This window comes from uncultured Cyclobacterium sp. (genome assembly GCF_963976465.1).
Classification (GTDB): domain Bacteria; phylum Bacteroidota; class Bacteroidia; order Cytophagales; family Cyclobacteriaceae; genus Cyclobacterium.
In genome coordinates, this window is sequence record NZ_CAXBOC010000332.1 from 1 (window position 1) to 6767 (window position 6767).

Here is a 6767-nt window from a genome sequence, read left to right on the forward strand (position 1 = left end):
ATAAAATTTAAAACTAAATTCCAAGCTTAGACAGAGTTAAGATTACAGTCTCTTCCTTTAGATGCAAGGTCTATATCAAATCCATTATTCCCTGTTTCCTTACTGATAAGCAGTTGAATATAGCCAACAAAAATTGCCGCATTAGCCACATAAAAATAAGTAAGCCACTTATTGAAATTCTCGTAATGAAAATCTCTTGCACTGATTAACAGCTTATATCTTTCAAAAATATTTCTCTCGAAGTTATTATTTTCTTGTTCGCTCATTTTCGGACTTTACTTTTTTATTTTAAATATATCTCTTATTCCAAAACCGATGATCGTATCTTCATTAAAATACCTAGTAATACTCCTTAATATACCCATAAGCCCTATCAAACAACACCTTGTCCTTGTGCAATTGGTATTTCAATAATGCCTTTCGCAGAGATTTCTGCACCTCTCTTTCCCCTTATACTGTTTTTTGCCAGCCTGGAAAACTGACAACTCTTACAATGGCATCAATATCTGTCACAATCCTTTCCACTACCGCTGGTGTTTGGTCTGTTTTTAACTCCAAAAACAGTTCAGTCAGGGCTACTTTCGGTGTTTTCTCTTGAATTGTATCTGCCAATTCCTTTTCTGCCTGAACAGTTTCTTTGGCAATTTTGCAGAGTTCCTTTACAAACTCAATGGAACTTATCAATCCTTTCTCAGCTTTATCCCGGAGTTCTTCTAAAAGTTCACTGAGCTTTTTGAACTTGGGATTACCTTCGTGTTTTTTAAACCTATTGACCAGAATTTTTTCCAGTTTTTTTGCATTCTTGGGGTCTGGATTATTAAAGATGTCTTCAATCACATCCGCATCAAGCACAAACTCCTTCAAATGGTGGATTTCACCTACATGAATATTTTCATGTATCAATTTTGTAGTCTGTGCCCCCAAAGTCATCCAAAGAAGTTTCCCAATATTATCCGATGCGGGCCTTACGAATTCATATACCTGAGACAGCCATTTATAGTCTGCCTGATACTGGTTCAAAAGATTATCCGGAGATAAGGATTCCCAAAGTTTGCTTAAATATTTATAGTCTTTTGCAAATTTATCTTTCAGCTCATCCGTTCTGATGGCATTTTGTACCAGTTCTAAGCCTTTAAAACCGGCAATACTTTTATCTACACCATCAAAATGTGACATGGCATCTTGCACCGCCCCTAGTAACTTTTCTTTCAATTCAGTAAGGTTGGTAATGATCTGCTGAACTTTCTGATCATCAAATTCCAATGCTTTGGCCGTATCATCAAATACCCCAAAATAATCCACTATTCTGCCAAAATATTTTTGAGGAAATAGCTTATTTGTCCGACAGATGGCTTGTAAAAGGGTATGGTCTTTTAGCGATTTGTCCAAATACATGGTCAGTAAAATAGGGGCATCAAAGCCTGTTAGCAGCTTTGCTGTAACAATCAAAAATTGTAATTCAGCTATTGGGTCATTAAATTCGTCCACAATCCGCTCTTGTTGGGATTTATCCACTCCCCATTTTTGCTTAAAATCATAATCATCATTGGCAGAGGTGGAAATCACAACTTTGCTAGCCTCTGCAGGGAAATACTTGTCCAATTCTACCTTGTATAGCGTACAGGCATATCGATCTGGGGGAACAATCATCGCCTTGAAGCCGTGAGGAGCCACTTTCTCTTTGAAATGATTGGCGATATCCTCTACAATTTTTGATACCCTTTCAGGGGATTTAAGGAAAGCAGCCATTTTTGCTGACTTTTTATTCAGGGCATCTGCTTCTTCATCCGTTAATGCTGCTGCCTCTTTGAAGTTTTCAAAAAGCTGGTCTATGGTCTCTTTATCTACGTGAACATCTACCAACCGTGGTTCAAAATGCAAGGGCAAAGTAGCCCCATCCCGGATGGAATCCTGAAAGGTGTATCGGGATAAATATCCTCCCTCATCCTCCTCGGAACCAAATGCCCAAAAGGTATTTTTATCAGCTTTGTTTACAGGGGTTCCGGTCAGGCCAAATAAAAAGGCATTCGGTAATGCGGCACGCATTTGTCTTCCCAAATCACCTTCCTGGGTTCGATGCGCTTCGTCTACCAAAACAATAATATTTTCTCTGGAATTCATGTTGGGCTTGGCATCCCGGAATTTATGAATCATCGAAATGATGATTTTCCTGGTATCCTGCTCAAGCATTTTTTGGAGCCCCTTTATATTATCTGTTGTTTCAACGTTTGCAATATCAACAGCATTGAATGTTCCGGAAATCTGCGTATCCAAATCTGTCCTGTCTACCAAAACGATAACGGTTGGGCTCTTCAATTCTGCTAAACGTCTCAATTTTTGGGCGGCAAAAACCATCAATAAAGACTTTCCGGAACCTTGAAAATGCCAGATCAACCCTTTCTTTAGACGGCCGTCTTTAACCCTTTCCACTATTTTATTGGCCCCTTCATATTGCTGAATGCGGAGGATAACCTTCATCTTCTGTTTTTTATTATTGGTGCTGAAAAGGGAGAAATTTTGAAGGATATCCAATAGCCTTTTGGGATGGAGCAAATCCCCCATCTCTTTTCCAATTTCCCCCAAACCCAACCTTCTGGCCAAGCTTTCATCTTCATCTTCCAACCTCCATGGTGCCCAAAATTCTAAAGGAGATCGGATGCTTCCATAAAAAAGTGCTTTGCCTTCCGTTGCAAATGAGAGAATATTAGGATCAAAAAGCTGGGGAATGGCATTTTCGTATATATGATGGATTTCATGGGCACCATCCAACCAGCTCACACTTGGCCGAATGGGGGGTTTAGCTTCTCCTACCACTATAGGAATGCCATTAACAAACAATACAATATCCGGAATTTTAGTCTCCCGATGATGTACCCGGTATTGATTGGTTACGATGTATGTGTTGTTTTTTTATATCATCGAAATCAATGATGCGAATGGGGACATGTCTATTATTCCCCCCAAAAGGCATGGTCTTTTCGCCTGCCAACCATTTGAAAAACGCTTCATTTGCTTTAACCAAACCGGTTTGACTAACAGAAATAAGAATAGCCCTAAGCTTATAAATCACTTCATCAGCCAATTCAGAGTTTAATGTGATTTCGGGATTTAGTCGAATAAGGGCATCTTTTAAATCCTGTTCTAAAAGTACTTCATTAACCGATCTGTTAAGATCATTGGGGGATTTATAAATCCATTGTGTTCCGTAAGTCGAAACAGGCTCTGAAAAGTTGCCTGTATTCAAATTTAGCCCACTCAGTAGGTGAATGATATAGTATTCTACACTGTTGAGTTCGTTAAATGACATGATTTCGAAATTGAATTTTCTTTATATAGTTCCTAATTGGTATTGAAAAATTAATCATCCTGGTTTATTGGAAATCGGGATCTGGATACCAATCATGTTTTCCACCGGTGTATAAATATCCACTTCAGTTTCCGGTGTCTCTATGGTAACAATTAATGCATATCTTACCTCTTGATTGTATTTATCTAAGACCTTTCTACTTTTATACCAACCTCCTTTTGGATAAACGGCGAGGATATTTCTGGAAGCCAAAGTAGCTCCGTTAGTTTTCAGAAAATCTTTTTTGATTGACCCTTTACTTCTAACACGTTCCTTGATGGTCCAGTCTTCACCCCTCAAACTTGGAGTATCTGAATCATCTTCCATTTCAGCCGCTGCCGAAACCCTTCTTTTGAATTCAGAAGGTGTCTCATCCTCCCTTATCAGTTTGAATTCCAACGAATGCGAATGATAGGAAAAATCTCTTGCGTATTCCCTTGCTCCCGGATTGGGTTCAATAAAATAAGATAAAGTGACCTTAATGGTAACCTCTTTGTCGTACAAGGTATCTTGCAAAATATCTGTTGGCCAAGGAATTTCGTACAAGTGATACTCATTATACTTTACCTTGCTTCCTTCTAATCGATAGGGGGCAATGTGTGCCTCTGAAATTAAAGTTAATGTATTATTTGAACTGTTAAGTGCCCTATCAAGATTGGGAACCCCATATCCCACCGATCTTAATAGGCTTCTTCTTTCACCTTCTCTAACCAGGTCAATTCCATTGAGCATTTGAGGTGTCCAATTTGCAGAATGAACCATCAATCCCCTGATTGTTTCTGGCCAATAATCTGGGTAGGCTGTTCTTAATTCCGCAGCCATTTTAGCCGCAAAAGCAGTAGCTGAACTTGTCCCTCCAAACGGTCGAAATAGCCTTCTCGAGAAATCCTTGTCTATAGAAAGCGGATCTAGTTCGTCATGAGAATAAACAAAATGTCCATCAGTTACTGCATTCCCTCCCTCTAAGACCAAATCCGGTTTATTGGGCCATTGGGTTTCCCACATTTCAGATGTTGAATTTCTCGGGGACATTTCTCCCAAACTTGCTATTGGACTATAACGACCTGGGCTGGATAATCTATCTTTAGCTGTGAAGGCACCAATGGTCAGAATATTATAAGCTTGCCCGGGATCCTGAATGCTTTCAATAAAGTTTTTGCCTGGGTAATCTCCACTGCCCGTAAGTTCAACATTCCCTGCACTTACAATCACTAATTGGTGATTGGCACCTTCAAAAGTATTTCCAAACGCAATATTATCCAAAGCACTGGAACTGGAACTTGGTCTTCCTGACTTGATCAGGCCATCGTTGGTGACAGAAAGACATACTATGCGCTTTACTCCTGGATTTGAAACCGACACCGCTGCAATCCCATCATGATAGATAATACCAAAAAGTTCTTTATCAGTAGCGGTTGAAGGGTGGACCACTTTAAATGACTCTATTCCGTGATAAATCCTTATGGGAACGTTACTTGAGATGGCCTCTGTCAAATCCCCAAAATATACCAATGCTGCCATTCCAGTCCCATGCCCACCGTCGATACCTGTATCCTCAATTCCCCAACTTGGATTCCAAGAATGAAGGTTACTACCTTCCACAAAGGGCTCCAACAAGGGATGTCCGTTTGTCAAGCCCGAATCAAATAAACATACATAAACCCTATCCTCCCTTTCCAAATTTTCTACTTCTGTCCGGGAAATCAAATCAGCCATCCACTCTTGTTCAGTTTCATAGGTAATATCCGAGGCAGTAAGAAAGTCATTGATTTCTTGGGGTCTTCGCAATTCTGCCAAGGAATCCAACAAAAAAACGGAGGATGCCAATTGAACTGCTGTTCCCTTTACCATGCGTATGACGTGCTCGGGGAACAAAAGCTTTCTTGAACCTGAAATCATTCCTGCGGCTTCCAATTGTTGATCTATTTTATTCTGATCATAGACAGATCGTCTAAACCACACTTCCCACCATACATTGGCATTGCTTGCAGGAAATGAATAGGAATCTATATCTACCCAAAATGCTTCTAATGTTGCTAATCTAATCTCATCAATATTAGCTATTAGAGGTTGGGCTTGCGGAGTATCCGTTTCTTCACCATCTTTTTTAGTGTTTTTTGTTAAAAATACTTCTACTCTGTTTAAAAAATGTAGTATCCCCTTTTTGCTAAGCATTACCAAGACCTTATACCTTGACTCAGTTCTACCTCTATTGCCTAGCTCTTCTTTGGATATTTTAAGTATTTTATATTTATCACCTGAATCAGAATGTAGCTGTTCAAATTTCAACTCATAACCCCAAGCCGAAAAAAATTCCACATAGATCACCTCGTCCCGAATCAGTCCATCAGGAATTTCCTCGGTCTCACTGAGTTCAAATCTATCTCTAATTGCTTGTATTTGGCCCTTAATTCTATTGCCATGAATAGATCTATTTCGTGATGCGATTGGAAAATCGGTTATAACCGGACGAGGATAAGTATAAGCCTGCCCTGAAGCAAACCTTTCAATTCCGATTAAATGTTTTTTGGGTTCATTTGCCATCGATTACCTTCTTTTGGAGAGGGCATCGATGAGATCTTGTGGGTTAAGTTTGTTTTTGCCACCCAAAATCATGGCTTTAATGGTTTCATCACAAGCACGAACGATGTCCGAAAAGTTATGTCCTAAAAATTGTTTAGCTATATTTTCTAAAACCAAAGGCCTTTCAAAATTAAAGGCTTGAAGCTGCTTTTTAATCATCAGTTGAATCTCCCTTTCTGTCGGCATGGGAAATTCGATCACATCATCAAACCTCCTGAATAAAGCCTTATCCAACATTTCAGGTAAATTGGTGGCACAGATTATAATACTGTTGCTCTGGTCCTTTTCAATATTGATCAAAAAAGAATTCAACACCCTTTTAATCTCCCCAACATCTTGACCCATATTCCTATGGCTTCCAATCGAATCAAACTCATCAAAAAGATAGACACCGCGGTGATTGACCATGGCATCAAAAATCACCCGAAGTTTCGCAATGGATTCCCCCATAAACTTGGAGACCAAACCATCTAACCTTACTATAAAAACTGGAATGCCCAACTCTCCAGCAACAGCTTGTGCTGTCATTGATTTTCCACAACCCGGAGGGCCAGTGAGAAGCAATTTTCTCTTTGGTTGAAGGTTATATTGCCGCAGCAACTGCCAATTTTTTTGTTCTTCGATTAGTTTTTCAAGTGAAGTTCGGGTTGGAGCATCCAGAACCATATTCGGTAGCTTAATGACCGGCTGAAATACATCCAACAATTCTTTCAGATCCCTTTGACTGGGAAGAATAGGAATGGTTTTGCTTCGGTCTGCAAAGAATTGGTTTCTTTTCAACCTGGCCTTATCAATCAGCAATTTTAGTTCTTGCGCCAGACCGGTATGTCCTTTTTGG

General features: G+C 39.6%; 5 protein-coding genes. All 5 read right to left on the reverse strand.

Annotated features, from left to right (window positions below):
• Positions 1-26: 26 nt before the first annotated feature.
• The gene (locus AAC037_RS17005) at positions 27-266 is read right to left on the reverse strand and encodes a hypothetical protein (RefSeq protein WP_339904234.1); all 240 of its coding nucleotides are present in this window, start codon (positions 264-266) and stop codon (positions 27-29) included.
• Between the two features lie 184 nt (positions 267-450).
• Entirely contained in the window at positions 451-2895 is a 2445-nt protein-coding gene (locus tag AAC037_RS17010) for an HsdR family type I site-specific deoxyribonuclease (RefSeq protein WP_339904240.1), read from the reverse strand.
• On the reverse strand, positions 2855-3307 hold the full coding sequence (locus tag AAC037_RS17015; protein ID WP_339904236.1) for a hypothetical protein: 453 nt from the start codon (positions 3305-3307) through the stop codon (positions 2855-2857). The genes AAC037_RS17010 and AAC037_RS17015 overlap by 41 nt, the downstream gene beginning before the upstream one ends.
• A gap of 54 nt (positions 3308-3361) precedes the next feature.
• Positions 3362-5890, reverse strand: a complete 2529-nt coding sequence (locus tag AAC037_RS17020; RefSeq protein ID WP_339904238.1) for a S8 family peptidase — start codon at positions 5888-5890, stop codon at positions 3362-3364.
• Positions 5891-5893: 3 nt separating this feature from the next.
• The coding region (locus tag AAC037_RS17025) for an AAA family ATPase (protein ID WP_339904239.1) at positions 5894-6767 on the reverse strand (874 nt) is incomplete at its 5' end.